The 25,966-nt window shown below is 61.9% G+C and carries 34 protein-coding genes; 33 read left to right on the forward strand and 1 reads right to left on the reverse strand.

The window, feature by feature from the left end:
* Positions 1-71 precede the first annotated feature (71 nt).
* From rpoC to rplQ, 33 genes are all read left to right on the forward strand, one after another.
* Positions 72-4,289 carry a DNA-directed RNA polymerase subunit beta' gene (gene rpoC, locus HELO_RS01215; protein ID WP_013330987.1) on the forward strand — a complete coding sequence of 1,406 codons (4,218 nt, stop codon included), beginning with the start codon at positions 72-74 and terminating at the stop codon, positions 4,287-4,289.
* 179 nt (positions 4,290-4,468) lie between these two features.
* Positions 4,469-4,843 carry a 30S ribosomal protein S12 gene (gene rpsL, locus HELO_RS01220; protein ID WP_013330988.1) on the forward strand — a complete coding sequence of 125 codons (375 nt, stop codon included), beginning with the start codon at positions 4,469-4,471 and terminating at the stop codon, positions 4,841-4,843.
* 125 nt (positions 4,844-4,968) lie between these two features.
* On the forward strand, positions 4,969-5,439 hold the full coding sequence (gene rpsG, locus HELO_RS01225; protein ID WP_013330989.1) for a 30S ribosomal protein S7: 471 nt from the start codon (positions 4,969-4,971) through the stop codon (positions 5,437-5,439).
* Positions 5,440-5,484: 45 nt separating this feature from the next.
* Positions 5,485-7,605 carry an elongation factor G gene (gene fusA / locus HELO_RS01230; protein ID WP_013330990.1) on the forward strand — a complete coding sequence of 707 codons (2,121 nt, stop codon included), beginning with the start codon at positions 5,485-5,487 and terminating at the stop codon, positions 7,603-7,605.
* Positions 7,606-7,634: 29 nt separating this feature from the next.
* Positions 7,635-8,828: an elongation factor Tu gene (tuf, locus tag HELO_RS01235; RefSeq protein ID WP_013330991.1), complete on the forward strand. Its 1,194-nt coding sequence runs from the start codon at positions 7,635-7,637 to the stop codon at positions 8,826-8,828.
* A 164-nt stretch (positions 8,829-8,992) separates the two neighbouring features.
* Entirely contained in the window at positions 8,993-9,304 is a 312-nt protein-coding gene (gene rpsJ, locus HELO_RS01240; protein WP_010626466.1) for a 30S ribosomal protein S10, read from the forward strand.
* Between the two features lie 156 nt (positions 9,305-9,460).
* Positions 9,461-10,099, forward strand: coding sequence for a 50S ribosomal protein L3 (gene rplC, locus HELO_RS01245; RefSeq protein ID WP_013330992.1), 639 nt, complete (start codon positions 9,461-9,463; stop codon positions 10,097-10,099).
* A 13-nt stretch (positions 10,100-10,112) separates the two neighbouring features.
* A complete protein-coding gene (gene rplD, locus HELO_RS01250; RefSeq protein WP_013330993.1) occupies positions 10,113-10,721 on the forward strand; it encodes a 50S ribosomal protein L4 in 609 nt (202 codons plus the stop codon).
* Positions 10,718-11,014 (forward strand): 50S ribosomal protein L23, encoded by a 297-nt coding sequence (gene rplW, locus HELO_RS01255; RefSeq protein WP_013330994.1) that lies wholly within the window; start codon positions 10,718-10,720, stop codon positions 11,012-11,014. The genes rplD and rplW overlap by 4 nt, the downstream gene beginning before the upstream one ends.
* Before the next feature lie 17 nt (positions 11,015-11,031).
* Complete coding sequence (rplB, locus tag HELO_RS01260) at positions 11,032-11,862, forward strand: 50S ribosomal protein L2 (protein WP_013330995.1); 831 nt, start codon at positions 11,032-11,034, stop codon at positions 11,860-11,862.
* Positions 11,863-11,895: 33 nt separating this feature from the next.
* The gene (gene rpsS / locus HELO_RS01265; RefSeq protein WP_013330996.1) at positions 11,896-12,171 is read left to right on the forward strand and encodes a 30S ribosomal protein S19; all 276 of its coding nucleotides are present in this window, start codon (positions 11,896-11,898) and stop codon (positions 12,169-12,171) included.
* Between the two features lie 18 nt (positions 12,172-12,189).
* Positions 12,190-12,522, forward strand: coding sequence for a 50S ribosomal protein L22 (gene rplV, locus HELO_RS01270; protein WP_013330997.1), 333 nt, complete (start codon positions 12,190-12,192; stop codon positions 12,520-12,522).
* A gap of 11 nt (positions 12,523-12,533) precedes the next feature.
* The gene (gene rpsC / locus HELO_RS01275; protein WP_013330998.1) at positions 12,534-13,232 is read left to right on the forward strand and encodes a 30S ribosomal protein S3; all 699 of its coding nucleotides are present in this window, start codon (positions 12,534-12,536) and stop codon (positions 13,230-13,232) included.
* Between the two features lie 15 nt (positions 13,233-13,247).
* Positions 13,248-13,661: a 50S ribosomal protein L16 gene (gene rplP / locus HELO_RS01280; protein ID WP_013330999.1), complete on the forward strand. Its 414-nt coding sequence runs from the start codon at positions 13,248-13,250 to the stop codon at positions 13,659-13,661.
* Complete coding sequence (gene rpmC, locus HELO_RS01285; protein WP_013331000.1) at positions 13,661-13,852, forward strand: 50S ribosomal protein L29; 192 nt, start codon at positions 13,661-13,663, stop codon at positions 13,850-13,852. The genes rplP and rpmC overlap by 1 nt, the downstream gene beginning before the upstream one ends.
* A 1-nt stretch (position 13,853) precedes the next feature.
* Complete coding sequence (gene rpsQ, locus HELO_RS01290; RefSeq protein WP_013331001.1) at positions 13,854-14,114, forward strand: 30S ribosomal protein S17; 261 nt, start codon at positions 13,854-13,856, stop codon at positions 14,112-14,114.
* A 52-nt stretch (positions 14,115-14,166) separates the two neighbouring features.
* A complete protein-coding gene (rplN, locus tag HELO_RS01295; protein ID WP_013331002.1) occupies positions 14,167-14,538 on the forward strand; it encodes a 50S ribosomal protein L14 in 372 nt (123 codons plus the stop codon).
* A 14-nt stretch (positions 14,539-14,552) separates the two neighbouring features.
* Positions 14,553-14,870 carry a 50S ribosomal protein L24 gene (gene rplX / locus HELO_RS01300; protein ID WP_013331003.1) on the forward strand — a complete coding sequence of 106 codons (318 nt, stop codon included), beginning with the start codon at positions 14,553-14,555 and terminating at the stop codon, positions 14,868-14,870.
* A gap of 18 nt (positions 14,871-14,888) precedes the next feature.
* Positions 14,889-15,428 (forward strand): 50S ribosomal protein L5, encoded by a 540-nt coding sequence (rplE, locus tag HELO_RS01305; RefSeq protein ID WP_013331004.1) that lies wholly within the window; start codon positions 14,889-14,891, stop codon positions 15,426-15,428.
* Positions 15,429-15,438: 10 nt separating this feature from the next.
* The gene (gene rpsN / locus HELO_RS01310) at positions 15,439-15,744 is read left to right on the forward strand and encodes a 30S ribosomal protein S14 (RefSeq protein ID WP_013331005.1); all 306 of its coding nucleotides are present in this window, start codon (positions 15,439-15,441) and stop codon (positions 15,742-15,744) included.
* A gap of 32 nt (positions 15,745-15,776) precedes the next feature.
* A complete protein-coding gene (rpsH, locus tag HELO_RS01315) occupies positions 15,777-16,169 on the forward strand; it encodes a 30S ribosomal protein S8 (RefSeq protein WP_013331006.1) in 393 nt (130 codons plus the stop codon).
* A gap of 9 nt (positions 16,170-16,178) precedes the next feature.
* On the forward strand, positions 16,179-16,709 hold the full coding sequence (rplF, locus tag HELO_RS01320; protein ID WP_013331007.1) for a 50S ribosomal protein L6: 531 nt from the start codon (positions 16,179-16,181) through the stop codon (positions 16,707-16,709).
* 9 nt (positions 16,710-16,718) lie between these two features.
* A complete protein-coding gene (rplR, locus tag HELO_RS01325; protein WP_013331008.1) occupies positions 16,719-17,069 on the forward strand; it encodes a 50S ribosomal protein L18 in 351 nt (116 codons plus the stop codon).
* A gap of 11 nt (positions 17,070-17,080) precedes the next feature.
* On the forward strand, positions 17,081-17,581 hold the full coding sequence (rpsE, locus tag HELO_RS01330) for a 30S ribosomal protein S5 (RefSeq protein ID WP_013331009.1): 501 nt from the start codon (positions 17,081-17,083) through the stop codon (positions 17,579-17,581).
* Positions 17,582-17,586: 5 nt separating this feature from the next.
* Positions 17,587-17,769 (forward strand): 50S ribosomal protein L30, encoded by a 183-nt coding sequence (gene rpmD / locus HELO_RS01335; RefSeq protein ID WP_013331010.1) that lies wholly within the window; start codon positions 17,587-17,589, stop codon positions 17,767-17,769.
* 3 nt (positions 17,770-17,772) lie between these two features.
* A complete protein-coding gene (rplO, locus tag HELO_RS01340; protein ID WP_013331011.1) occupies positions 17,773-18,207 on the forward strand; it encodes a 50S ribosomal protein L15 in 435 nt (144 codons plus the stop codon).
* Positions 18,208-19,539 (forward strand): preprotein translocase subunit SecY, encoded by a 1,332-nt coding sequence (secY, locus tag HELO_RS01345; protein ID WP_013331012.1) that lies wholly within the window; start codon positions 18,208-18,210, stop codon positions 19,537-19,539.
* A gap of 52 nt (positions 19,540-19,591) precedes the next feature.
* Entirely contained in the window at positions 19,592-19,705 is a 114-nt protein-coding gene (gene rpmJ / locus HELO_RS01350; protein WP_008959154.1) for a 50S ribosomal protein L36, read from the forward strand.
* 205 nt (positions 19,706-19,910) lie between these two features.
* The gene (gene rpsM / locus HELO_RS01355; protein ID WP_013331013.1) at positions 19,911-20,267 is read left to right on the forward strand and encodes a 30S ribosomal protein S13; all 357 of its coding nucleotides are present in this window, start codon (positions 19,911-19,913) and stop codon (positions 20,265-20,267) included.
* A 39-nt stretch (positions 20,268-20,306) separates the two neighbouring features.
* Positions 20,307-20,693 (forward strand): 30S ribosomal protein S11, encoded by a 387-nt coding sequence (rpsK, locus tag HELO_RS01360; RefSeq protein ID WP_013331014.1) that lies wholly within the window; start codon positions 20,307-20,309, stop codon positions 20,691-20,693.
* Positions 20,694-20,705: 12 nt separating this feature from the next.
* A complete protein-coding gene (rpsD, locus tag HELO_RS01365) occupies positions 20,706-21,326 on the forward strand; it encodes a 30S ribosomal protein S4 (RefSeq protein ID WP_013331015.1) in 621 nt (206 codons plus the stop codon).
* 82 nt (positions 21,327-21,408) lie between these two features.
* Positions 21,409-22,407 (forward strand): DNA-directed RNA polymerase subunit alpha, encoded by a 999-nt coding sequence (locus tag HELO_RS01370; RefSeq protein WP_013331016.1) that lies wholly within the window; start codon positions 21,409-21,411, stop codon positions 22,405-22,407.
* Between the two features lie 39 nt (positions 22,408-22,446).
* On the forward strand, positions 22,447-22,830 hold the full coding sequence (gene rplQ / locus HELO_RS01375) for a 50S ribosomal protein L17 (protein WP_013331017.1): 384 nt from the start codon (positions 22,447-22,449) through the stop codon (positions 22,828-22,830).
* A gap of 147 nt (positions 22,831-22,977) precedes the next feature.
* On the opposite strand, the gene uvrA is transcribed toward rplQ, so the two are convergent.
* Positions 22,978-25,839 carry an excinuclease ABC subunit UvrA gene (gene uvrA, locus HELO_RS01380; RefSeq protein WP_013331018.1) on the reverse strand — a complete coding sequence of 954 codons (2,862 nt, stop codon included), beginning with the start codon at positions 25,837-25,839 and terminating at the stop codon, positions 22,978-22,980.
* Between the last annotated feature and the right edge of the window lie 127 nt (positions 25,840-25,966).

Here is a 25,966-nt window from a genome sequence, read left to right on the forward strand (position 1 = left end):
GCTTCGCAGTATGACGGTCCGCGGGGGCGTGCGCGCCCCCGCCCATGACAACTCCGCAACGGAGCCGACCCATGAAAGATTTGGTGAAAGTCCTCAAATCGCAGTCTCAGTCCGACGAGTTCGACGCGATCAAGATTACCCTGGCGTCGCCGGACATGATCCGCAGCTGGTCCTTCGGCGAGGTCAAGAAACCCGAAACCATCAACTATCGTACCTTCAAGCCGGAGCGTGACGGCCTGTTCTGCGCCAAGATCTTCGGTCCGGTGAAGGATTACGAGTGCCTGTGCGGCAAGTACAAGCGCATGAAGCACCGCGGCATCATCTGCGAGAAGTGCGGCGTCGAGGTCACCAAGGCCGCCGTGCGCCGCGAGCGGATGGGCCACATTGAGCTGGCGAGCCCCGTCGCTCACATCTGGTTCTTGAAGTCACTGCCGTCACGCATCGGCATGTTCCTCGACATGACCCTGCGCGACATCGAGCGCGTGCTCTATTTCGAGAGCTTCATGGTCGTCGATCCGGGCATGACCACTCTCGAGCGCGGCCAGCTGCTCAACGACGAGCAGTATTTCGAGGCCCTCGAGGAGTTCGGCGACGACTTCGACGCCCGCATGGGCGCCGAGGCGGTGCAGGCCATGCTCAAGGACATCGATCTCGAGGAAGAGATCGAGCGTCTGCGTGAGGAAATTCCGCAGACCAATTCCGAGACCAAGATCAAGAAGCTCTCCAAGCGCCTCAAGCTGCTGGAAGCCTTCCAGGGATCCGGCAACGATCCGGCCTGGATGATCATGGAAGTGCTGCCGGTTCTGCCGCCGGACCTGCGTCCGCTGGTGCCGCTGGACGGCGGTCGTTTCGCGACCTCGGATCTCAACGATCTCTATCGTCGCGTGATCAACCGCAACAACCGCCTCAAGCGCCTGCTCGACCTCAATGCGCCGGACATCATCGTGCGCAACGAGAAGCGCATGCTGCAGGAAGCGGTCGATGCGCTGCTCGACAACGGTCGCCGTGGTCGTGCCATCACCGGTTCCAACAAGCGTCCGCTGAAGTCGCTGGCCGACATGATCAAGGGCAAGCAGGGGCGTTTCCGCCAGAACCTGCTCGGCAAGCGTGTCGACTATTCCGGCCGTTCGGTGATCACCGTGGGCCCGACCCTGCGTCTGCACCAGTGCGGCCTGCCGAAGAAGATGGCGCTGGAGCTGTTCAAGCCGTTCATCTATTCCAAGCTGCAGCTCAACGGACAGGCGTCCACCATCAAGGCCGCCAAGAAGATGGTCGAGCGCGAGCTGCCCGAGGTCTGGGACATTCTCGCCGAGGTCATCCGCGAGCATCCGGTGCTGCTCAACCGCGCACCGACCCTGCACCGTCTCGGCATCCAGGCCTTCGAGCCGCTGCTGATCGAGGGTAAGGCGATTCAGCTTCACCCGCTGGTCTGCGCCGCCTACAACGCCGACTTCGACGGCGACCAGATGGCGGTTCACGTGCCGCTGACCCTGGAAGCCCAGCTCGAGTCGCGGGCGCTGATGATGGCCACCAACAACGTGCTGTCACCGGCCAACGGCGAGCCGATCATCGTGCCGTCTCAGGACGTGGTGCTGGGTCTCTACTACATGACCCGCGAGCGCATCAACGCCAAGGGCGAGGGGATGGTGTTCTCCGGCCTGGATGAAGTCGAGCGCGCGTTCGGCACCCAGAGCGTTTCCCTGCATGCCCGCGTCAAGGTGCGCCTCGATGAGGTGATCATCGAGGAAGAGGGCGGCGAGAAGACATACAGCCGCAAGGTCTACGACACCACCGTGGGGCGTGCGCTGCTGTACCGCATCCTCCCGGAGGGCGCGCCCTTCGAGCTGGTCGACCAGCCGATGAAGAAGAAGGCGATCTCGAAGCTGATCAACGAAGTCTATCGTCGTGCCGGCCTGAAGCCCGCGGTGATCTTCGCCGACCAGTTGATGTACACCGGCTTCCGCATGGCCACCTGGTCCGGCGCCTCGATCGGCGTCAACGACTTCGTCATCCCGGATGCCAAGGCGGAAATCGTCGAGGGCGCCGAGGAAGAAGTGAAGGAAATCGAGGACCAGTTCTCCTCCGGTCTGGTGACCGCGGGCGAGAAGTACAACAAGGTCATCGATATCTGGGCCCGCGCCAACGACCAGGTCGCCAAGGCGATGATGGCCGGGATTTCCAAGGAAAAGGTGGTCGATCGCGAAGGCAACGAGGTCGAGCAGGATTCCTTCAACAGCGTCTTCATCATGGCCGACTCCGGCGCCCGGGGTAGCGCGGCGCAGATCCGCCAGCTGGCCGGCATGCGTGGCCTGATGGCCAAGCCGGATGGCTCGATCATCGAGACGCCGATCGTCGCCAACTTCCGTGAAGGCCTGAACGTACTGCAGTACTTCATCTCGACCCACGGGGCGCGTAAGGGTCTGGCGGATACGGCACTGAAGACCGCCAACTCCGGTTACCTGACCCGTCGCCTGGTCGATGTGGCCCAGGACATGGTCATCACCGAGGCCGACTGCGAGACCGAGAACGGCCTGACCCTGCATCCGGTCATCGAGGGTGGCGATATCATCGTTTCCCTGGCGCAGCGTGTGCTGGGCCGTGTGGTCGCTCAGGACGTCATCGATCCGAACACCGAGGAAGTGCTGATTCCGCGCGGCACCCTGCTCGACGAGAAGTGGTGCGCCGAGCTCGATACCATGGGTGTCGACGAGATCGTGGTGCGCAGTGCCATCTCCTGTCAGACGCCGCATGGCGTGTGTTCGGCCTGTTATGGCCGTGATCTGGCGCGGGGCCATCAGGTCAATGTCGGTGAGTCGGTGGGTGTCATCGCCGCTCAGTCCATCGGCGAGCCGGGTACCCAGCTGACCATGCGGACCTTCCACATCGGTGGTGCGGCATCTCGTGCCTCCGCCGTGGACAGCGTCCAGGTCAAGCATGGCGGCAAGGTGCGCCTGCACAACATCAAGCACGTCGAGCGCGCCGATGGCAAGTTGGTCGTGGTCTCGCGTTCCAGCGCCCTGGCCGTTGCCGACGAGCATGGTCGCGAGCGTGAGTACTACAAGCTGCCCTATGGCGCCGAGCTGTCGGTCAAGGATGGCGAAGCGGTCGAGGCCGGCCAGGCCGTGGCCAAGTGGGATCCGCACACCCACCCGATCGTCGCCGAGGCCGAGGGTCAGGTGCAGTACGCCGACATGGACGAGGGCGTCACCATCCACCGCAGCGTGGACGAAATGACCGGCCTGTCCTCCATCGAGGTGATCGAGTCGGCGGCACGTCCGATGGCCGGTCGCGACAAGCGTCCGATGATCCTGCTCGCCGACGAGACCGGCAAGCCGGTGACGGTGACCGGTTCCGACACGCCGGTGCAGTACCTGCTGCCCGGCAAGGCGGTGGTGACCGTGGACAACGGCTCGCGCATCGGTGTCGGCGAGGTTGTCGCCCGCATCCCGGTCGAGGCGACCGGCAACAAGGACATCACGGGTGGTCTGCCGCGTGTTGCCGACCTGTTCGAGGCACGCAAGCCCAAGGAACCGGCAATCCTCGCCGAGGTCAGCGGCGTGATCAGCTTCGGCAAGGAGACCAAGGGCAAGCGTCGCTTGACGATCACGCCCGAGGATGGCGATCCGTTCGAGATGCTGATCCCGAAATGGCGCCAGATCGCGGTCTTCGAAGGCGAGACCGTCGAGAAGGGCGAGGTGATCTCGGATGGTCCGAGCAACCCGCACGATATCCTGCGCCTGCTGGGCATCGCCGAGCTGGCCAAGTACATCGTCGCCGAAGTGCAGGACGTCTATCGCCTGCAGGGTGTGGGCATCAACGACAAGCACATCGAAGTGATCGTGCGTCAGATGCTGCGCAAGGTGGAAATCACCGACGCCGGTGATTCCGACTTCATCCCGGGTGATCAGGTCGAACTGGTGCGCGTGCTCGAAGAGAACGCCCGCCTGGCGAACGAGGACAAGTTCCCGGCCAAGTACCAGCGCCTGCTGCTGGGTATCACCAAGGCCAGCCTGGCCACCGAGTCGTTCATCTCCGCGGCCTCCTTCCAGGAGACCACGCGAGTGCTGACCGAGGCGGCGGTCACCGGCAAGCGCGATTATCTGCGTGGCCTGAAGGAAAACGTGGTGGTGGGACGTCTGATCCCGGCCGGTACCGGCTTGACGCACCACGCCGAGCGTCGTCGCAAGCGGGAGGATGCCGAGCGCATGCTCCACCCATCCGCCCAGGACGTCGAGCAGGAGCTGGGTGCCCAGCTTACCGCGCTGGACTCGGACGACGACGATATCTGATGCAACCTCCGGCGTGGCGCCCGTGTGACGGGCGCCACGCTTGACGTACAGTGGCATCAGCCATTAGAATGCGCAGCCTTTAACAGTGGGGCGGGTGCGCTCGCACCATTGGTAAAGTGCGCAAGACAGGAAGCGAACGGCTACTCGCTTCCGCCAAGGCAACCCATTTGGAGCAATAAATGGCAACGATCAATCAGCTCGTGCGCAAGCCGCGCAAGCGTCAGGCCGCCAAGAGCGACGTGCCGGCGCTGCAGGCTTGCCCGCAGAAGCGTGGTGTCTGCACCCGCGTCTACACTACCACCCCGAAGAAGCCGAACTCGGCCCTGCGTAAGGTTTGCCGTGTGCGCCTGACCAATGGCTATGAAGTGGCTTCCTATATCGGCGGTGAAGGCCACAACCTCCAGGAGCACTCCGTGGTCCTGATTCGTGGCGGCCGGGTCAAGGACCTTCCGGGTGTCCGTTATCACACCGTTCGCGGTGCCCTGGATACCTCCGGCGTTCAGAATCGTAAGCAGGGCCGTTCCAAGTACGGCACCAAGCGTCCGAAGGCCTGATCCAGGCGTTCGACGCAGCGGCTACGGCCACCGAAATATCACTAGTCACGGTCTGATAAGAGTAAGGTCGAGCGCCATGGGCAGTCTCGGGTTTACCTGAAGGACCCTTCGAACGAGGGCTTATCATGCCTAGAAGAAGAGTTGCGGCCAAGCGCGAGATCCTGCCGGATCCGAAGTTCGGAAGCGAGCGCCTGGCGAAGTTCATGAACCACCTGATGATCAGCGGCAAGAAGTCCGTAGCTGAGCGTATCGTCTATGGTGCGCTGGACAGGGTTGCCGAGCGTAGCAAGGAAGAGCCGCTGGAGATCTTCGACAAGGCGCTGGAAACCATCCAGCCCATGGTCGAGGTCAAGTCTCGCCGTGTCGGCGGGGCGACTTATCAGGTGCCGGTCGAAGTGCGCCCGTCCCGCCGTCAGGCGCTGGCTATGCGCTGGATGGTGGATGCCGCTCGCCGTCGTGGCGAGAAGACCATGGTACAGCGTCTGGCTGGCGAGATGCTGGATGCCGCGGAAGGCAAGGGTTCGGCCGTCAAGAAGCGTGAAGACGTGCATCGCATGGCGGAGGCCAACAAGGCCTTCTCTCACTATCGGTTCTAAGTGCAGCGCTTCTAAACCGCATCGCCAACCAACGGGAGTTACATCGTGGCTCGCAAGACTCCGCTCAAGCGTTACCGCAACATCGGTATCGTAGCCCACGTCGACGCCGGTAAGACGACCACTACCGAGCGTATCCTGTTCTACACCGGCCTTTCTCACAAGGTTGGTGAGGTCCATGATGGCGCCGCTACCATGGACTGGATGCAGCAGGAGCAGGAGCGTGGTATCACCATCACCTCCGCGGCGACCACCTGCTTCTGGCAGGGCATGGACAAGCAGTTCGATGAGCACCGCATCAACATCATCGATACCCCGGGACACGTCGACTTCACCATCGAGGTGGAACGTTCCCTGCGCGTGCTCGACGGCGCGGTCGTGGTGCTGTGCGGCAGCTCCGGCGTGCAGCCTCAGACCGAGACTGTCTGGCGCCAGGCCAACAAGTACGAAGTGCCGCGCATGGTGTTCGTCAACAAGATGGACCGCGCCGGCGCCGACTACTTCATGGTGATCGACCAGCTCAAGAGCAAGCTGGGCGCCAATGTCGTGCCGATCCAGATCAACTGGGGCGCCGAGGACAACTTCAAGGGCGTTATCGACCTCATCCGCATGAAGGCCATCCAGTGGGATGAAGACAACTTCGGGATGAACTACGAGTTGGTCGACATTCCGGCCGACCTGGAAGAGACCGCTCAGAAGTATCGCGAGCAGATGGTCGAGTCTGCCGCTGAAGCGTCCGAAGAGTTGATGGACAAGTACCTCGAGGAAGGCGACCTTTCCGAGGAAGACATCAAGGCCGGCCTGCGTCGTCGTACCCTCGACAACGAGATCGTGCTGGTCACCTGTGGCTCCGCGTTCAAGAACAAGGGCGTGCAGGCGGTTCTGGACGGCGTGATCGAGTACATGCCGTCTCCGACCGAGGTCAAGGCCATCGAAGGTGAGCTGGACGACAAGGACGGCACTGTCGCGACCCGTGAGGCCGACGACAACGCCCCCTTCGCTGCTCTGGCCTTCAAGATCGCCACCGACCCCTTCGTCGGTACCCTGACCTTCATCCGCGTCTACTCCGGCGTGCTGAAGTCGGGCGACAGCGTCTACAACTCCGTCAAGGAGAAGAAGGAGCGTGTCGGCCGTATCGTGCAGATGCACTCCAACTCCCGCGAGGAGATCAAGGAAGTGCTGGCCGGCGATATCGCCGCCTGCATCGGGCTCAAGGACGTCACTACCGGTGACACCCTGTGCGACCTGAACGACAAGATCGTGCTGGAGCGCATGGAGTTCCCGGATCCGGTGATCTCCGTGGCTGTCGAGCCGAAGTCCAAGCCCGACCAGGAGAAGATGGGTACTGCACTGGGCAAGCTGGCCCAGGAAGATCCGTCCTTCCAGGTCAAGACCGACGAAGAGACCGGACAGACCATCATCTCCGGGATGGGCGAGCTTCACCTGGACATCATCGTTGACCGCCTGCGTCGCGAGTTCAAGGTGGATGCCAACATCGGCAAGCCGCAGGTGGCCTACCGCGAGACCATTCGCAAGAGTGTCGAGCAGGAAGGCAAGTTCGTCCGTCAGTCCGGTGGTCGCGGCCAGTACGGCCATGTGCACCTGCGCATCGAGCCGTTGACGGCCGAAGACAAGGGCGACGACGAAGACATGCACTTCAAGTTCGCTTCTGAAATCGTCGGCGGCGTGGTTCCGAAGGAATACGTGCCCGCTGTCGAGAAGGGGGCCTATGAGCAGCTCCAGAACGGTGTCATCGCGGGCTACCCGATGATTGACGTCAAGGTTACGCTGTTCGACGGTTCCTACCATGACGTGGACTCGAACGAGACCGCGTTCAAGGTCGCCTCTTCCATGGCGATCAAGGAAGGCGCACCCAAGGCCAAGGCCGTGCTGCTCGAGCCGGTGATGAAGGTCGAAGTCGTGACACCCGAGGAGTTCATGGGGGATGTCATGGGCGACCTGAACCGTCGCCGAGGCCTGGTCCAGGGGATGGATGACACGCCCGCCGGGAAGGTCATTCGTGCCACCGTTCCGCTGGCTGAGATGTTCGGTTACGCGACCGATCTGCGCTCTCAAAGCCAGGGCCGCGCAAGCTACACCATGGAGTTTGCGGATTACGAAGAGGCGCCGTCCAGCGTCGTTGAAGCCGTCATCAATCAGAACGGTTAACCGTTAGCTAACGTAAAGAGGTCATAGCAGTGGCTAAGGAAAAATTCGAACGTTCCAAAACGCACGTCAACGTCGGCACCATCGGTCACGTCGACCACGGTAAGACCACGCTGACTGCGGCCCTGACTCGTGTGTCCGCGGAAGTCTTCGGCGGTGATGCCCGTGCGTTCGACTCCATCGACAACGCACCGGAAGAGCGCGAGCGCGGTATCACCATCGCCACCGCTCACGTCGAGTATCAGTCCGAAGAGCGTCACTACGCTCACGTCGACTGCCCGGGGCACGCCGACTACGTCAAGAACATGATCACCGGTGCCGCCCAGATGGACGGCGCTATCCTGGTCTGTTCTGCCGCCGACGGCCCCATGCCGCAGACTCGCGAGCACATCCTGCTGTCTCGCCAGGTCGGCGTGCCGACCATCGTCGTGTTCCTGAACAAGGCCGACATGGTCGACGACGAAGAGCTGCTCGAGCTGGTCGAGATGGAAGTCCGTGAACTGCTCAACGAGTACGACTTCCCGGGTGACGACTGCCCGATCATCACCGGCTCCGCTCTGATGGCGCTGGAAGGCAAGGACGACAACGGCATGGGTACCACCGCCGTTGCCAACCTGATCAAGGCCCTGGACTCCTACATTCCGGAGCCTGAGCGTGCCATCGATCAGCCGTTCCTGATGCCGATCGAGGACGTCTTCTCCATCTCCGGTCGTGGTACCGTGGTGACCGGTCGCGTCGAGCGCGGCATCATCAAGGCTGGCGAAGAAGTCGAGATCGTCGGTATCAAGGACACCACCAAGACTACCGTTACCGGTGTCGAGATGTTCCGTAAGCTGCTCGACGAAGGTCGTGCCGGCGAGAACATCGGTGCCCTGCTGCGTGGTACCAAGCGTGACGACGTCGAGCGTGGTCAGGTCCTGGCCAAGCCGGGCACCATCACCCCGCACACCAAGTTCGAGGCTGAGGTCTACGTGCTGTCCAAGGACGAGGGTGGTCGTCACACTCCGTTCTTCAAGGGCTATCGTCCGCAGTTCTACTTCCGTACCACCGACATCACCGGTACCTGTGAACTGCCGGAAGGCGTCGAGATGGTCATGCCGGGCGACAACGTCAAGATGGTCGTCAGCCTGATCGCCCCGGTCGCCATGGACGAAGGTCTGCGCTTCGCCGTTCGCGAAGGCGGTCGTACCGTCGGCGCCGGCGTTGTGGCCAAGATCGTCGAGTAAGCGATACAGCGACTCGAGCGATCGAAGGGGGCTCCGCAAGGAGCCCCCTTTCTGCGCACCGTGATGAGGGTTTGACTCTCGTTATCGGTGCGCCTATAATGCGCATCCTTTGAATGCGTGGGTTGACGGCTCGCGCCGTCAAGATCCATTGGAGTTTAGGGCAAATGCAGAACCAGAAGATTCGCATTCGGTTGAAGGCTTTCGACCATCGCCTGATCGACCAGTCCGCTGCGGAGATCGTGGATACCGCCAAGCGTACTGGCGCCCAGGTCCGGGGTCCGATCCCTCTGCCGACCAATCGCGAGCGCTATACCGTGCTGATCTCTCCGCACGTGAACAAGGATGCTCGTGATCAGTACGAAATTCGTACGCACAAGCGCGTGCTCGATATCGTCGAGCCGACCGAGAAAACCGTTGACGCTCTGATGAAGCTCGACCTCGCCGCTGGCGTGGACGTGCAGATCAAGCTCGACTGATACCACACTAGACACTCGCGGCCCAGCGTCCCTCACGCGATTCACCGAGGTTCAGCAGCCGCCACGCCGGGATGGCGTCATACAACGTGCTAGTGGAATGCTCTGGAAAGGGCAGCCATAGCGGGTGATAGCCCCGTACACTAAAGGAGACTAAGCATGACTATCGGTTTGGTCGGTAAGAAGGCCGGGATGACCCGTGTCTTTACCGAAGACGGTGCCTCCGTGCCCGTGACCGTTATCGAGGTTGAGCCCAACCGCGTGACACGCGTGAAGTCCGTCGAGTCCGACGGTTACGCTGCGGTTCAGGTTACAACCGGCTCCCGCAAGGCCAAGCATCTGTCGAAAGCCCAGGCTGGGGAATTCGCCAAGGCAGGTGTCGAGGCTGGTCGTTCGCTGATGGAGTTCCGCCTGGACGAAGGCGCCGAGGCTCCGGAAGTGGGCGGCGAACTCACCGTATCCCTCTTCGAAGCTGGTCAGCGTGTCGACGTGACCGGTACCTCCAAGGGTAAAGGTTATCAAGGCGCCGTGAAGCGCTGGAATTTCCGTACCCAGGACAACAGCCACGGTAACTCCCTCGCCCACCGTGCGCCGGGTTCTATCGGCATGTGCCAGACCCCGGGTCGCGTATTCAAGGGCAAGAAGATGGCCGGTCAGATGGGCAACGCCCGTTGCACCGTGCAGACCCTGGAAGTCGTCCGTGTCGATGCCGAGCGCAACCTGCTGCTGATCAAGGGTGCCGTTCCTGGTGCCACCGGCAGCGATGTCATCGTGCGCAGCGCCGTCAAAGCAGGCTGAGGGGAGTTAACCGATGAATTTGAATCTCGCAGGCGCCGGTGCCGGCACCGTCGAAGTGTCCGACGCCACCTTCGCCAAAGACTTCAATGAAGCGCTCGTGCATCAGGTCGTCACCGCCTATCTGGCCGGTGGTCGTCAGGGTACCCGTGCCCAGAAGAACCGTTCCGACGTGCGTGGCGGCGGCAAGAAGCCGTGGCGCCAGAAGGGCACCGGTCGCGCCCGCGCCGGTACCATCCGTTCGCCGATCTGGCGTGCCGGTGGTGTGACCTTCGCGGCCCGTCCGCAGGATCACTCGCAGAAGGTCAACCGCAAGATGTATCGCGCGGCCATGCGTTCGATCCTGTCCGAGCTGGTTCGCCAGGAGCGCCTGGTGGCCGTCGATGCCTTCGGCGTCGAGAGCCCGAAGACCAAGCAGCTGGCTGCCAAGCTCGGCGAGCTGGGTCTGGAAAAGGTGCTGATCGTCACCGAAGAGGTTGACGAAAACCTCTACCTCGCCGCCCGCAACATTCCCAATGTGGATGTCGTGGACGTCGCCGCCGCCGACCCGGTGAGCCTGGTTGCCTTCGACAAGGTGCTGGTCACCGTCTCCGCTCTGCGCAAATTCGAGGAGAAGCTGGCATGAACCAGGAACGTGTATTCAAGGTGCTGCTGGGTCCGCACGTGACCGAGAAGGCCGCCATGGCCGCCGAGCGCAACCAGTACGTGTTCAAGGTGGCGGACGACGCGACCAAGCCCGAAATCAAGGTCGCCGTGCAGGAGCTGTTCGGCAAGAAAGTCGACCGTGTTCAGGTGCTGAACATCAAGGGCAAGACCAAGCGCAGCGCGAACGGGCTCGGTCAGCGCAAGGGTTATCGCAAGGCGTACGTGACACTGGCCGCCGGCGAAACGCTTGAAGACTTCTCTGGCGCCGAATAAGGGCAGGAGTACGGATCATGGCAATCGTCAAGACTAAACCCACATCCGCCGGTCGTCGCCACGTCGTCAAGATCGTCGGCGAGGAACTGTACAAGGGCCGCGCCTACGCGCCGTTGCTCGAGAAGCAGTCCAAGTCCGGTGGGCGTAACAACAACGGTCGCATCACCACCCGTCACACGGGCGGTGGCCACCGTCAGCATTATCGGATCATCGATTTCAAGCGCACCAAGGATGGCGTTCCGGCCATCGTCGAGCGCCTGGAACACGATCCGAACCGCAGCGCCCATATCGCGCTGCTCAAGTACCTGGACGGCGAGCGTCGCTACATCATCGCGCCGCGTGGCGTGAGTGCTGGTGATCGTCTCGAGTCCGGCGTGAATGCGCCGATCAAGAAGGGCAACACCCTGCCGCTGCGCAACATCCCGCTGGGTTCCACCGTGCATTGCATCGAGCTCAAGCCCGGCAAGGGTGCTCAGCTCGCTCGCAGCGCCGGTACCAGCGCGCAGCTGGTCGCTCGCGAAGGCAATTACGCCACCCTGCGTCTGCGCTCCGGCGAGATGCGCAAGGTGCTGGCCGAATGCCGTGCGACCCTGGGTGAAGTCAGTAACACCGAGCACAGCCTGCGTCAGCTTGGCAAAGCCGGTGCGAAGCGCTGGAGAGGTGTGCGCCCGACGGTTCGCGGCGTGGCCATGAACCCGGTGGATCACCCGCATGGTGGTGGTGAAGGCCGCACCAGCGGTGGTCGTCATCCGGTGTCTCCGTGGGGTATTCCCACCAAGGGCCACAAGACCCGCAAGAACAAGCGCACCGATAAGCTGATCGTCCGTCGCCGCAAGGCCCGGAAGTAAGATCCAACGCCAAGACATCAAGAGGTAACGGCTGTGCCACGTTCACTGAAGAAAGGTCCCTTTATTGACCTTCACCTGTTGAAGAAGGTTGAGGTTGCAGTGGAAAAGAACGACCGCAAACCGATCAAGACCTGGTCGCGTCGTTCGATGATCCTGCCCAACATGGTCGGGCTCACCATTGCAGTCCATAACGGTCGCCAACACGTCCCGGTGCACGTCTCCGAGGAAATGGTTGGCCACAAGCTGGGCGAATTCGCTGCCACCCGCACCTATCGCGGTCATGCGGCGGACAAGAAAGCCAAACGGTAAGCCGAGAGAGGATTAGAGATGGAAGTCACAGCAAAGCTGCGTGGCGCTCGTTTATCCGCCCAGAAGGCCCGTTTGGTGGCTGACCAGGTGCGCGGTAAACCGGTCGCCGAGGCACTCGACCTGCTGACCTTCTCCCCGAAGAAGGCCTCCAAGCTGGTCAAGAAAGTGCTGCAGTCCGCCATCGCGAATGCGGAAGAAAACAACGGCATGGATATCGACGAGCTGCGTGTCTCGACCATCTGCGTCGATGAGGGCATGACGCTCAAGCGCATCCGGCCGCGGGCCAAGGGCCGTGCGGACCGTATCCTGAAGCGCACCTGCCACATCACCGTCAAGGTAGCCGAGAAGTAGGAGTCGACCAGATGGGTCAGAAAGTCAATCCGACAGGCATCCGCCTGGGTATCGTCAAGGACCATACCTCGGTCTGGTATGCCGAGCGCGGCGCCTATGCCGACAAGCTGAACAATGACCTCGAAGTGCGTAGCTTCCTCGAGGAACGGCTGAAGAACGCTTCGGTGAGCAACATCATCATCGAGCGTCCGGCCAACAACGCCCGTATCACCATCCATACCGCACGTCCGGGGATTGTGATCGGCAAGAAGGGCGAGGACGTCGACAAGCTTCGTCGTGACCTTTCCCAGATGATGGGCGTGCCGGTGCACGTCAACATCGAGGAAGTCCGCAAGCCGGAACTCGATGCCAAGCTCGTCGCGCAGAACATTGCCGGCCAGCTCGAGCGTCGCGTGATGTTCCGTCGTGCCATGAAGCGCTCCGTCCAGAACGCCATGCGCCTGGGCGCCGGCGGTATCAAGGTGCAGCTCTCCGGCCGTCTCGGCGGTGCGGAAATCGCCCGTACCGAGTGGTACCGCGAGGGTCGTGTGCCGCTGCATACCCTGCGTGCGGACATCGACTTCGCCACCTACGAAGCCAAGACCACCTACGGCATCATCGGTGTCAAGGTCTGGATCTTCAAAGGTGAAATCCTCGGGGGCATCGAGGAGGTCCGCGCCAAGGCCAAGCAGTCGCAAGGCGCGCCCTCTAAGAAGAAAGGTTCCAAGTAAGGGGAGAGCGAACCGATGTTACAACCCAAGCGTCTCAAGTTCCGCAAGGTGCAGAAGGGCCGTAACCGCGGCCTCGCGCATCGCGGTAACAAGGTAAGCTTCGGCGAGTATGGCCTCAAGGCCACTGGTCGTGGCCGCGTCACCGCCCGTCAGATCGAGGCCGGTCGTCGTGCCATCACGCGTCACGTCAAGCGTGGCGGCAAGATCTGGATCCGGGTCTTCCCCGACAAGCCGATTTCCAAGAAGCCGTTGGAAGTCCGCATGGGTAAGGGTAAGGGCTCCGTCGAGTACTGGGTCGCACAGATCCAGCCCGGCCGTGTCCTGTACGAGATCGAAGGCGTATCCGAGGAGCTGGCTCGCGAGGCATTCAGCCTGGCCGCACAGAAGTTCCCGGTCTCCACCACCTTTGTGAAACGGACGGTGATGTGATGAAAGCCCAGGAAATTCGCGAGAAGTCAGCAGAACAGCTCCAGGAGCAGCTCTTCGAACTCCTCCGTGAGCAGTTCAACCTGCGCATGCAGAAGGCCACCGGCCAGCTGAGCCAGACTCATCTGCTCAAGCAGGTTCGTCGGGATATTGCCCGTGTGAAGACTGTGCTCAACGAGAAGGCAGGTGTCTGAGATGGCCGAAGCAAAGAAAGCCCGTACGCTCACCGGTAAGGTGGTGAGCGACAAGATGGACAAGTCCATCGTCGTCATGATCGAGCGTCGTGAGCGCCACCCGATCTATGGCAAGTATGTCAAGCGCTCCACCAAGCTGCACGCCCACGACGCGACCAACCAGGCCAAGGCCGGTGACACGGTGTCCATCGAGGAGTGCCGTCCGCTGTCCAAGAACAAGTCTTGGACGCTGGTCGAAGTCGTCGAACAGGCCAAGGGTTGATCGGCTAACGCCAGTCAAGCCTGCGCAGTCAGATTAGGTTTGGAGAAAACCGATGATTCAGACTCAGACAATGCTGGATGTCGCCGACAACAGCGGGGCGCGCCGGGTGCAGTGCATCAAGGTGCTCGGTGGTTCACACCGCCGTTACGCCCGTGTCGGCGATATCATCAAGGTCACGGTGAAAGAAGCTATCCCGCGTGGCAGGGTCAAGAAAGGCCAGGTCCTCAAGGCGGTGGTGGTTCGCACCCGTAGTGGCGTCCGTCGTAACGACGGTTCGCTGATTCGCTTCGATGGAAATGCGGCGGTTTTGTTGAACAACATCAACGAACAGCCGGTTGGTACCCGGATCTTTGGGCCGGTGACCCGTGAACTTCGTACCGAGAAGTTCATGAAGATCATTTCCTTGGCGCCTGAAGTGCTGTAAGGAGCGAGGCGGATATGCAAAAGATCAAACGTGACGACCAAGTGATCGTCATCGCCGGCAAGGACAAGGGCAAGCGTGGCACGGTCAAGCGCGTCCTCAAGGACGACCGCTATGTCGTGTCCGGTGTGAACATGATCAAGCGTCACACCAAGCCCAATCCCATGGCGGGAAATCAGGGCGGTATCGTCGAGCGCGAGGCTCCGATTCACGCGTCCAACGTGGCCATCTTCAACCAGGAGACCGGTAAAGCGGATCGCGTCGGCTTCCAGGTTCAGGAAGACGGTACCAAGGTACGTATCTACAAGTCGACGCAAGCGCAGATCGACGCTTAACGCGAGTCGGGTAGCAAAATGGCGAACTTGAAAGAACGTTATCAAAACGAGGTGGCGGCTCAGCTGCAAGAGCAGTTCAGCTACGCCAACGTGATGCAGGTGCCCCGGATCACCAAGGTGACTCTGAACATGGGCATCGGCGACGCGATCAGCGACAAAAAGCTGATCGACAACGCCATCGGCGACCTGGAGAAGCTGTCCGGTCAGAAGCCGCTGGTAACCAAGGCACGCAAGTCCATCGCGGGCTTCAAGGTGCGTGAAGGCTGGCCGATCGGGATCAAGGTGACCCTGCGCCGTGAGCGCATGTGGGACTTTCTCGATCGCCTGGTGAATATCGCGATCCCCCGCGTTCGTGACTTCCGTGGTCTCAACCCGAAGTCCTTCGACGGTCGTGGCAATTACTCCATGGGGGTGCGTGAGCAGATCATCTTCCCGGAGATCGAATATGATAAGATCGATCGGATCCGTGGTCTGGATGTCACCATCACCACCACTGCCAACACCGATGAAGAAGGTCGTGCGCTGCTTGGCGCGCTGAACTTCCCGTTCAAGAAATAAGGGTGGGATCATGGCAAAGAAAAGCATGGTAGAGCGTGAAGCGAAGCGCGCAAAGCTGGTGGAGAAGTTCTCCGCCAAGCGCGCTGAGCTCAAGGCGATTATCCAGGACGTGAACGCTTCCGACGAAGAGCGCTTCGACGCACAGCTCAAGTTGCAGCAGCTGCCGCGTGACTCCAGCCCGGTTCGCCAGCGCAATCGCTGCCGCGTCACCGGTCGTCCGCACGGCTACTACAACAAGTTCGGTCTTGGCCGTAACAAGCTGCGTGAAGCCGCCATGCGTGGCGACGTGCCCGGACTCAAGAAGTCCAGCTGGTAACGCCACGTAGAATCATCAGGAGCGCAACGTAAATGAGCATGCAAGACACTCTGGCGGATATGTGCACTCGTATCCGCAATGCGCAGATGGCCACCAAGGAGACGGTTTCCATGCCGTCCTCCAAGCTCAAGGTCGAGGTGGCCCGCGTGCTGAAGGAAGAAGGTTACGTCACTGACTATAGCGTCAGCGACTCGGTCAAGCCCGAGCTGAGCGTGACCCTCAAGTACTTCGAAGGCAAGCCGGTCATCGAGCATCTGCAGCGGGTCTCCAAGCCGTCTCTGCGCAACTACAAGGGCAAGGACTCCCTGCCCAAGGTTGCCGATGGCCTGGGTATCGCGATCGTCACCACCTCTCAAGGGGTGATGACCGACCGCGCGGCTCGTCAGGCTGGTGTCGGTGGTGAAGTCATCTGCACCGTATTCTAGGAGTTTGGAATGTCCCGCGTAGCCAAATATCCGGTTAAACTGCCCAGCGGCGTCGAGATCAAGCTCGATGGCGACCAGCTGTCCGTCAAGGGAGGCCAGGGCTCGCTGTCCATGGCCGTGCATCCCGACGTGGCGATCGGCCAGGAAGACGGTCAGCTGACTTTCCAGCCGAGCGAATCCGCCAAGAGCTGGGCGATGGTCGGCACTACCCGTGCTCTGGTTCAGAACCTGGTCACTGGTGTGTCAGAGGGCTTTACCCGGACCCTCGAAATTAACGGCGTCGGTTATCGTGCCCAAGCTAAGGGCCAGACGCTCAACCTGACACTGGGCTTCTCACACCCGGTCGATTATGAACTGCCTGAGGGTGTCACGGCCGAAACGCCGAAGAACACCACGATCGTGCTGAAGAGCGCGGACAAGCAGAAACTCGGCCAGGTTGCCGCGGAAATCCGCGCCTTCCGTCCGCCCGAGCCCTACAAGGGCAAGGGTATCCGGTACGGCGACGAGCAGGTCCGCCGCAAAGAAGCCAAGAAGAAGTAAGGCAGGGTTATGAACGCGAAGAAAGAATCTCGTCTCCGTCGTGCCCGCCGCGCTCGTGCCAAGATCCGCGAGCTGGGCGTGCATCGCCTGTGCGTCAATCGTACCCCGCGCCACATCTATGCGCAGATCATCTCGCCGGATGGTGGCAAGGTCCTGGCCAGCGCGTCCACGCTGGACAAGACCCTGCGCGAGGGAGCGACCGGCAATGTCGACGCCGCCACCAAGGTCGGCGCCATGATTGCCGAGCGCGCCAAGCAGGCTGGCATCACCCAAGTGGCTTTCGATCGCGCCGGTTTCAAGTACCACGGCCGCGTCAAGGCCCTGGCCGACGCCGCTCGTGAAGGCGGCCTGGAATTCTAAAGGGTTTTACGATGGCGAAGAACGAACAGCAAAACGGCGATCTGCAGGAAAAGCTCGTGCAGGTCAACCGTGTCGCCAAGGTGGTCAAGGGTGGCCGAATCTTCGGTTTCACCGCCCTGACCGTCGTGGGCGACGGTAACGGTCGTGTCGGCTTCGGTCGCGGCAAGGCTCGTGAGGTTCCGGTGGCGATCCAGAAGGCCATGGACCAAGCTCGTCGCAACATGGTCAAGGTCAACCTGGCCGGCAACACTCTGCAGTACTCCGTCAAGGCCCGTCACGGTGCCTCCAAGGTGTACATGCAGCCGGCTTCCGAAGGTACCGGGATCATCGCCGGTGGCGCCATGCGCTCTGTGCTCGAGCTGGCCGGTGTTCACGACGTCCTGGCCAAGTGCTACGGCTCCACCAACCCGGTGAACGTGGTGCGGGCGACCGTCAACGGTCTGACCGCCCAGCGATCGCCGGAAGACGTGGCCGCCAAGCGCGGTCTGTCAGTCGAAGCGATCACGGGGTAAGGACCATGTCAGCAACGATCAAGGTTACCCAGACCCGCAGTACCATCGGCGTGTTGGCCAAGCACAAGGCCACCATGAAAGGCCTCGGCCTGCGTCGCATCGGTCATACGGTCGAACTGGAAGACACCCCTGCCGTCCGCGGCATGATCCACAAGGTCAACTACCTTGTGCGTGTTGAGGGAGAGTAATCCATGAAACTCAATAGCCTGAGCCCGGCACCGGGCTCCAAGCACGCCGAAAAGCGCGTCGGTCGTGGCATGGGTTCCGGTCTGGGCAAGACCGGTGGCCGTGGCCACAAGGGCCTCAAGTCGCGCAGCGGCGGTAGCGTGAAGCCCGGTTTCGAGGGCGGCCAGATGCCGCTGCAGCGTCGTCTGCCGAAGTTCGGTTTCACCTCCGCCAAGGCGCTGGCTTCCCAGGAAGTCCGTCTGGCCGAGCTGGCCCGGGTCGAAGGTGGCGAAGTCACCCTCGAGACCCTCAAGCAGGCCAACGTGCTCAAGGATGCCACGCGCTATGCCAAGGTTATCCTTTCCGGCGAACTGAACAAGGCGGTTACCGTCCGCGGCCTCAAGGTCACCAAGGGTGCCCGTGCCGCGATCGAAGCCGCCGGCGGCAAGGTAGAGGACTAAATGGCCAAGTCAGGAAACATGCCGGCGATGGGCAGCGGTCTGAGTGAACTGTGGGCGCGTCTGCGCTTCGTGCTCCTCGCCATCGTGGTCTACCGTATCGGTGCCCACATCCCCGTTCCCGGTATCAATCCTGACCAGCTTGCTGCCTTGTTCAGGGAGCAGCAGGGCACCATCCTGGGCATGTTCAACATGTTCTCGGGCGGTGCCCTGGAACGCATGAGTATCCTCGCCCTGGGCATCATGCCCTACATCTCGGCGTCGATCATCATGCAGCTGCTGACCGCCGTCTCGCCTCAGCTCGAGCAGTTGAAGAAGGAGGGCGAGGCCGGCCGTCGCAAGATCAGCCAGTACACGCGCTACGGCACCGTGCTCCTGGCACTCGTTCAGGCCACCGGCATGTCGGTGGGTCTGGCGAGTCAAGGGATCGCCTATACGGCCGATTTCAGCTTCTATTTCACCGCCATCGTGACGTTCGTCTGCGGGGCGGTGTTCCTGATGTGGCTGGGTGAGCAGATTACCGAGAAGGGCATCGGCAACGGCATTTCGCTGCTGATCTTTTCCGGGATCGTCGCCGGGTTGCCGGGTGCCGTGGGTCAGGCTTTCGAGCTTGCCCGCAACGATGGTGCCTGGAACGTGCTGCCGCTGTTGGCCCTGTCCGCGCTGGGCATCGCCACCGTGGCCTTCGTGGTGTTCATCGAGCGCGGCCAGCGCCGCCTCACAGTGAATTATCCGCGTCGTCAGGTCGGCAACAAGATGTATGCCGGCCAGAGCAGCTATCTGCCGCTGAAGGTGAACATGGCAGGCGTGATTCCGGCGATCTTCGCCTCGAGCATCCTGCTGTTCCCGGCCTCGCTGGGGCAGTGGATCGGTGCCGGGGATGGCATGGAGTGGCTGCAACGGGCATCCCAGGCTCTGGGTCCCGGCCAGCCGCTTTACATCTTGCTTTTCGCGGCGGCGGTGGTATTCTTCTGCTTCTTTTACACAGCGCTGGTCTTCAACCCCAAGGATGTCGCCGACAATCTCAAGAAGTCGGGGGCCTTCCTGCCGGGGATCCGTCCCGGTGAGCAGACCGCTCGCTACGTCGACAAGGTCATGACTCGTCTGACCTTGTTCGGTGCTCTCTACATCACTGCGGTTTCCCTGATGCCCCAGTTCCTGATCGTGGCCTGGAACGTGCCGTTCTTCTTCGGCGGTACCTCGCTGTTGATCGTGGTCGTGGTCATCATGGACTTCATGGCCCAGGTGCAGTCGCACCTCATGTCGCATCAGTATGAATCGGTGATGAAGAAGTCGAACCTGAAAGGCTACGGCAGCGGCGGCATGATGCGCTGAAGGCGCCGCCGCTCGATTTGGCGCGCCGCGAGCCGAATTTGGAGAAAGAACGATGAAAGTTCGAGCTTCCGTGAAGAAAATGTGCCGTAACTGCAAGATCATTCGTCGCAATGGCGCCGTGCGCGTCATCTGCAGCGAGCCGCGGCACAAGCAGCGTCAGGGCTGAAGCCCTGGGCTGTAATGAACCGGGTGCCGGCATGCCCCTTGCCCTTCAAGAGGGAAAGGGGTATGCTGTTGCGCCTTTTATAGATGATTAACGAGCAAGCCGCTCAAGAAAACGCCGAGTGAATCGGCGAGCGGCGCGGAACGCAACCAAGCGATTCGCCCGTGTCGCCATTCAAGCGGCTTTTCGCAAACTTCGGAGTAAGCTGATGGCCCGTATAGCAGGCGTCAATATCCCGGACAACAAGCATGCGGCGATCTCGCTGACCTATATCTTCGGGATTGGCCGTACGCGCGCTCAGGAAATCTGTGTCGCGGCCGGCATCGCACCGACCACCAAGGTTCAGGAGCTGTCCTCGGAAGAAGTGGACACTCTGCGGACCGAGGTCGGCAAGTATACCGTTGAAGGCGATCTTCGTCGTGATGTGACGCTGAACATCAAGCGTCTCATGGACCTGGGTTGCTATCGTGGTCTGCGTCATCGTCGTGGTCTTCCGCTGAACGGTCAGCGTACCAAGACCAATGCGCGTACCCGTAAGGGCCCGCGCAAGCCGATCCGCAAATAACACGCACGTTCTGGCGTAACGACAGGAATAGACATCAACATGGCTAACCCGCGTAGCAACCGTAAAAAGGTTAAAAAGCAGGTAGTGGATGCGGTTGCGCATATCCACGCCTCTTTTAACAACACGATCATTACGATCACAGACCGCCAGGGCAATGCGCTCTCCTGGGCGACTGCCGGTGGTTCGGGTTTTCGTGGTTCTCGCAAGAGCACCCCGTTCGCTGCTCAAGTGGCAAGCGAACGTGCAGCGACCGCTGCAGCCGAGTATGGTGTGAAAAACGTCGACGTGCTGGTCAAAGGCCCCGGTCCGGGTCGTGAATCCGCCGTGCGTGCACTCAATGCCGCCGGCTTCCGCGTGCAAAGCATCACCGACGCGACGCCCATTCCCCACAATGGCTGCCGTCCGCCGAAGAAACGCCGCGTTTAAGGAGACAGATTCATGGCTCGTTACATTGGACCGAAGTGCAAGCTGTCTCGTCGTGAAGGCACCGACCTCTTTCTGAAGAGTGGCGTGACTCCCTTCGAGAAGAAGTGCAAATCCGAGCAGATCCCGGGTGTGCACGGCCAGCGTCGTCAGCGTATTTCCGAATACGGCTTGCAGCTTCGCGAGAAGCAGAAAGTACGTCGTATGTACGGCGTACTCGAAAAGCAGTTCCGCAACTACTACAAGGAAGCGGCCCGTCTGAAGGGCGCGACCGGCGAGTTGTTGCTGCAGCTGCTCGAATCCCGACTGGACAACGTCGTCTACCGCATGGGCTTTGGCTCCACGCGTTCCGAGGCACGTCAGCTGGTCAGCCACAAGGCGATCGCCGTCAACGGCAGGACCGTCAACGTGGCCTCTTACCAGGTCAAGCCGGGGGATGTGGTCTCCGTCCGTGAGAAGGCCAAGAACCAGGCCCGCATCCAGAATGCCCTCGGTATCGCCGCCAACCGTGGCGACGTGGCCTGGGTCGAGACCGATGCCAAGAAGATGGAAGGCACTTTCAAGGCTCTGCCTGAACGCGGTGACCTGTCTGCCGACATCAACGAAAACCTGATCGTCGAGCTGTACTCGAAGTAAGCGGCCTGGCCGCGCCGCTTCCCGATGACGGGGAGCGGCTCCCAGAACCGAGTATCCGTTTGGCAGCCTGAAAGGTGTTCATATGCAGCGTTCAGTGACAGAGTTTCTCCGTCCTCGCGATATCAAGGTCGAAGAGATCAGCGCACACCACGCGAAGATCGTGCTCGAACCCTTCGAGCGTGGTTTCGGCCACACGCTGGGGAATGCACTGCGTCGTATCCTGCTCTCGTCCATGCCCGGCTGTGCCGTGGTGGAAGCCGAGATCGCCGGGGTCGACCATGAGTACAGCGCGATCGAGGGTATCCAGGAAGATGTCATCGAAATCCTCCTGAACCTCAAGGACGTGGCGATCAAGATGCATAGCCGCGACGAGGCGGTGCTCTCGCTGAACAAGCAGGGCCCGGCCGTCGTGACCGCGGGTGACATCGCTCTCGACCATGATGTCGAGGTCGTCAATCCCGAGCATGTCATCGCCCACGTCAACGAGGGTGCAGAGCTGAAGATGCAGCTCAAGATTGCGCGCGGCCGTGGCTACGAGCCGGCCGACGTGCGTGGCGATGCCGACGACGAGTCTCGCGCCATCGGCCGCCTGCAGCTGGATGCGACCTTCAGCCCCGTGCGTCGTGTTTCCTATTCCGTCGAGGCTGCGCGTGTCGAACAGCGCACCGACCTCGACAAGCTGATCATCGATCTGGAAACCGACGGTACCCTGGATCCGGAAGAGGCGATCCGTCGCAGCGCCACCATCCTGCAAGAGCAGCTGGCCGCGTTCGTCGACCTGGAAGCCGACAAGGAACAGGAAGTCGAGGAGGAAGAGGATCACATCGATCCGATCCTGCTGCGCCCCGTAGACGATCTCGAGTTGACCGTTCGCAGTGCCAACTGTCTGAAGGCCGAGAATATCTACTACATCGGGGACCTGATCCAGCGCACCGAAGTGGAGCTGCTCAAGACCCCGAACCTCGGCAAGAAGTCGTTGAACGAGATCAAGGACGTGTTGGCCGCCCGCGGCCTGTCCCTCGGCATGCGGCTGGAAAACTGGCCGCCCGCTAGCCTGAAGGACGACAAGGCCTCCGCGTGAGCGTCGACTCGAGTCCCAGTTTGGTAAGGAATCACAACCATGCGTCATCGTAAGAGTGGTCGTCATCTGAATCGCACCAGCTCACATCGTCAGGCCATGTTCAAGAACATGTGCGTGTCGCTGGTCGAGCACGAGGTGATCAAGACAACCCTGCCCAAGGCCAAGGAACTGCGTCGTCATATCGAGCCGCTGATTACCCTGGCCAAGCAGGACAGCGTCGCCAACCGGCGCCTGGCCTTCAGCCGCACCCGCTCCAAGGAAACGGTCGGCAAGCTCTTCAACGAGCTGGGTCCGCGTTACGCCGAGCGCCCGGGCGGTTACGTCCGTGTGCTGAAGTGCGGCTACCGCACCGGCGACAACGCCCCCATGGCCTACGTCGAATTGGTCGACCGTCCGGTCGTCGAGGAAGCCGCCGAGGACTGATCCTCGCCGCGCGACCGAGACCGATACGAAAACCGGCTCCCCCAGGGGAGCCGGTTTTTTTTAGCCGTAAGCTTTGATCCGTAAGCCATAAGAAAACCCCGCCAAGCCTGTGCCTGCGGGGTTTCATGCGGTGCTTACAGCTGGTTGTTAGGCCGTTGCTTCCGGCTCGCTTTTGGTTGCCTTGGCGCGTTCCAGCATCGGCTTGAGGAAGCGGCCGGTGTGCGAGGCTTCCTGCTGGGCGACCTGCTCGGGGGTGCCTTCGGCGATGATGCGCCCGCCCCCGGAGCCACCTTCGGGGCCCAGGTCGATGAGCCAGTCGGCGGTCTTGATTACGTCCAGGTTGTGCTCGATGACCACGATGGTGTTGCCGTGATCGCGCAGGCGGTGCAGCACCGTGAGCAACTGGCGGATATCCTCGAAGTGCAGGCCGGTGGTCGGCTCGTCGAGAATGTAGAGCGTCTTGCCGGTATCGCGCTTGGCCAGCTCGCGGGCGAGCTTGACGCGTTGTGCCTCGCCGCCGGACAGGGTCGTCGCGCTCTGGCCGAGACGGATGTAGGACAGGCCAACATCCATCAGCGTCTGCAGGCGCCGGGCGATGGCCGGCACCGGGGAGAAGAACTCCAGGGCCTCCTCGACGGTCATCTCGAGCACTTCGTGGATGCTCTTGCCCTTGTAGGCGATCTCGAGGGTCTCGCGGTTGTAACGCTTGCCCTTGCAGACATCGCAGGGCACGTAGATGTCCGGCAGGAAGTGCATCTCCACCTTGATCATGCCCTCGCCCTGACAGGCCTCGCAGCGCCCGCCCTTGACGTTGAAGGAGAAACGCCCCGGCTTGTAGCCGCGTGCCCGGGCTTCCTGGGTGCCGGCGAACAATTCGCGGATCGGCGTGAAGATGCCGGTGTAGGTGGCCGGGTTGGAGCGCGGTGTGCGACCGATGGGGCTCTGGTCGATGTCGATGACCTTGTCCAGTTCCTCGAGCCCTTCGATGCTCTCGTAGGCGGCGGGGCTCAGCGCGGTCGCGCGGTTGAGCTCGCGGGCGGCAATGGGCATCAGCGTCGAGTTGATCAGCGTCGACTTGCCGGATCCCGAGACGCCGGTCACGCAGACGAAGAGCCCCAGCGGCAGCGTCAGGGTGACATCCTGCAGGTTGTTGCCGGAGGCGCCGGACAGCACGAGCTGTTTCTCGGGGTTGCCGGGGATGCGCCAGGGCGGTATCTCGATGCGTCGTTGCCTGGCCAGATACTGGCCGGTCAGCGAGTCCGGCGTCGCCATGATGTCGTCGGGCGTGCCCTGGGCGACGATGCGACCGCCATGCACGCCGGCTCCCGGACCGATGTCGAGCACGTGATCGGCGGCCCGAATGGCGTCCTCGTCGTGCTCGACCACGATGACGGTATTGCCCAGGTCGCGCAGGCGCTCCAGGGTCTGGAGCAGGCGGTCGTTATCGCGCTGGTGCAGGCCGATGGAGGGCTCGTCGAGGATGTACATGACGCCCACCAGGCCGGCGCCGATCTGGCTGGCCAGGCGGATGCGCTGGGCTTCGCCGCCGGAAAGCGTCTCGGCGCTGCGCTCCAGGTTGAGATAGTCGAGCCCCACGTTGACGAGGAATTCCAGCCGTGCGCGAATCTCGTTGAGGATTTTCTCGGCGATCTCGCCGCGGCGGCCGGGCAGCGAGAGTCCCTGGAAATAGTCCAGTGCCTCGCCGATAGGCAGGCACACCACATCCGGCAGGGTGCGCTCATCGATGTAGACGTGGCGGGCTTCCTTGCGTAGCCGGCTGCCATGACAGGCCGGGCAGGCCTGGGTCGAGATGTAGCGGGCGAGCTCCTCGCGCACCGCGCTGGACTCGGTTTCCCGGTAGCGGCGCTGCATGTTGGGCAGCACGCCTTCGAAGGGGTGCTCCCGAGTCACCTTGCGGCCACGGTCGTTGACGTAGCTGAAGGCAATGTCGTCGCTGCCGCTGCCGTGGAGGATGAGCTCGCGTTCGTGGCGAGCCAGGTCCTGCCAGGGCGTTTCCAGGGTGAAGCGATAGTGATTGGCCACCGCCTGGAGCTGGTTGAAGTAGTAGACGCTGCGCCGGTCCCAGCCCTTGATCACGCCCTCGGCCAGCGACAGTTCCGGGTGGCTGATCAGCTTGTCCGGCGCGAAGAACTGCTGGACGCCCAGGCCATCGCAGGTGGAGCAGGCGCCGGCCGGGTTGTTGAAGGAGAACATCCGCGGCTCGAGCTCGGCGATGGAGTATCCGCACACCGGGCAGGCGAAGCGTGACGAGAAGGCGATATCCTCGGCCTCGCCGTCCATGAAATGCACCACGGCGGTGCCATCGGCCAGCCCCAGCGCCGTCTCGAAGGACTCGGCCAGGCGCTGCGACAGGCCTTCGCGAACCTTGATGCGGTCGACCACCACACTGATGTCATGCTTCTTGTTCTTGTCCAGCGGAGCGATGTCGTCGAGCTCGAGCACCTGGCCATCGACCATGGCGCGCACGAAGCCCTGGGCGCGCAGCTCGGCGAGCAGTTGCAGGTGCTCGCCCTTGCGACCACTGACCACGGGCGCCAGCAGCATCAGCTTGCTGCCCTCGGGCAGGGCCGTGACCTGATCGACCATCTGCGAGATGGTCTGGGCCTCGAGATCCTCGCCATGCTCCGGGCAGCGCGGCGTACCGGCGCGGGCATACAGCAGGCGCAGGTAGTCGTAGATCTCGGTGATGGTGCCGACCGTGGAGCGAGGGTTGTGGGACGTGGACTTCTGCTCGATGGAGATCGCCGGCGACAACCCCTCGATGTGATCGACGTCCGGCTTTTCCATCATCGACAGGAACTGGCGGGCATAGGTGGAGAGCGATTCCACATAGCGGCGCTGACCCTCCGCATAGAGGGTGTCGAAGGCCAGTGACGACTTGCCCGAACCGGACAGGCCGGTGACCACGATCAGCTTGTCCCGCGGCAACTCGACGTCGATCTGCTGGAGGTTGTGGGTGCGCGCACCCCTGACCAGAATCTTGTCCATTCCCACCTCGCGAGACGCGGCAAAAGTTCGATTATACGTGGCTGCTCGTGGCCCCGGCAAAGCCTTGCCTCGCTTCGGCTTTCCCCGGGTGGTGGCGAACCGCTAGAATATGCGGTCCATTCAAGGG

Source organism: Halomonas elongata DSM 2581, from assembly GCF_000196875.2.
Classification (GTDB): Bacteria; Pseudomonadota; Gammaproteobacteria; order Pseudomonadales; family Halomonadaceae; genus Halomonas; species Halomonas elongata.